Below are 1,930 nucleotides of genomic sequence, written 5' to 3' on the forward strand. Positions count from 1 at the left end.
ATTGTAAGACTTGCTTTAAAGTCCTTGATAGATTGGAATAATTATGGTTTCGATGAGGTTTTAGAGGCATCTAATGGAAAGAAAGCTTTAGAGATAATTAAAGCTAGAGGGGATGTTGATATAGTAATAACAGACATTAATATGCCTGTTATGAATGGCATTGAGCTTATTGAGGAAAGTAGACGGCTTGGCATTAATACTGAGTTTTTAGTGTTAAGTGCTTATGATGATTATACACTTGTAAGAAGTGCCTTTAAGCTCGGAATAAATGATTATATTTTAAAAACAGAAATGGAACCGGATAAAATTCTTAAAATGGTTATGGCTGCTTTAGAGGACGAAAAAAGAAAAAAAGGTAGTAAGAATCATAGTGTTAATAGAAATGAACTTGTTAGGAAATTAATTGCTGGAGATTTTACTGAGAAGGATTTGGAAAATAGTGCACTAAGATTAAAAGGAGAAAATTATATTTGCTGTTCTCTACTTATTGACAGTTTTCAGATAGTTAAGAAAAGGTATGAGGATAATGATCTTAAGGAACTTATGAGTTCTGTTACAAATGCTGTTATTCAACTGTTTGAAGTAGTAAATATGGGAGAAATTCTACCAATGTCTCCAGAAGAATATGGGATTATTTTAGCCTTCGACAATTCATATGTTAACTGTTTAAAGGAAAAACTTTCAGATATTTCAAATAAAATAAGAAATGCTCTTTTAAATTTCTTAAATATTGAAGTAACTATTGGTATAAGTGAGGTTAGCAGCGATATTACAAAGATAAGCTCACTAATTGATGAAGCACAGAAAAATGCTAGATTTAGATTTATTTATGGCAAGGGAAAAAATATTTATCCTGAGAATGTAGAAGAGTTAAATAGGATAAAGAAAAATAAGAATTACAATATAACTCAACAAATAGTTATAGAAATGAGTAAGGAAAATGGGCTTTTAGAAGCGTTGGATAGGTTAGATGAAGAAAAGTGTTTAGAAGATATGAAAAGGGTTTTTCAGTTGAATGAACTATCCGGAGCAAGAGAAATTGAAAGCTTTTATATTTATTATTTAGAGATAGTATTAATGGTAATTTACTACATAATTAAGGATGAAGGAGATAATCTTGAAGCTATTATTGAGGAAGATTTGGATTTTTATAGCGAAGTAAGAAAATTTGATACTAAATTAGAAATTGAGGAATGGATACTAATGCTTCTAACAAGAGTTATTAATTCTTTAAGAAAAATAAACCAGAGGGAGAATGCGGCAATTAAAAAGGCAAAGGATTTTATTCATAATAATTATGGTGATAGAGTTACCCTAGATCTGGTAAGTAAATCTATAGGCTTTAGTAAGGCATATTTCAGTAAAATATTCACAGAAGAAACAGGGTATAACTTTACTACATATGTAACTAATATAAGGATAGAAAAGGCCAAGGAGTTTTTAGCTAAAACTGATATGAAGATATATGAGATATGTGATAAAATCGGTTATCCTAACATTGAACATTTCAGCAGAACCTTTAAAAAACTTGTAGGCATTAGCCCTATGCAGTATAAAAATGACAGAATGAGGAGGTGTTCCAAGTGAATGGAGGAAAAATAATGAAAGGATTATTTAGCTTTGAAGGACCATCGTACAAGTTTTGTGTATTAGTTTATGAAACCTTTATGTTGAATTTATTATGGTTTATAGGAAGCTTGCCAATAGTGACAATTGGAGTTTCCACTTCTGCACTATATTATGTTTATGGAAAAAAGGTAAGAGAAAATAGCTATAACATATATAGTGACTTTATTAAGGGATACAAAGAAAATTTTAAGCAAGCTTTACCTATAGGAGCAGTTATAACAATAATTTTATCTTTCAGTATTTATAACATATTTAAATTAAATAAAATGGACAGTGCTTATCTATGGCTTCAGGGCTTTCA

2 protein-coding genes are annotated in these 1,930 nt (G+C 29.7%); both read left to right on the forward strand.

The annotated features are described in order from the left end of the window. Window positions 1-1,587 (forward strand): helix-turn-helix domain-containing protein (locus V7137_RS30160; RefSeq protein ID WP_335701479.1); only part of this gene is annotated, 1,587 nt, incomplete at its 5' end. Beyond that, a partial coding sequence (locus V7137_RS30165; protein ID WP_335701480.1) for a YesL family protein occupies window positions 1,584-1,930 on the forward strand: 347 nt, incomplete at its 3' end. The genes V7137_RS30160 and V7137_RS30165, both read left to right, overlap by 4 nt.

Source organism: Neobacillus drentensis (assembly GCF_036962765.1).
Taxonomy (GTDB): Bacteria; Bacillota; Bacilli; order Bacillales; family Cytobacillaceae; genus Neobacillus; species Neobacillus drentensis_C.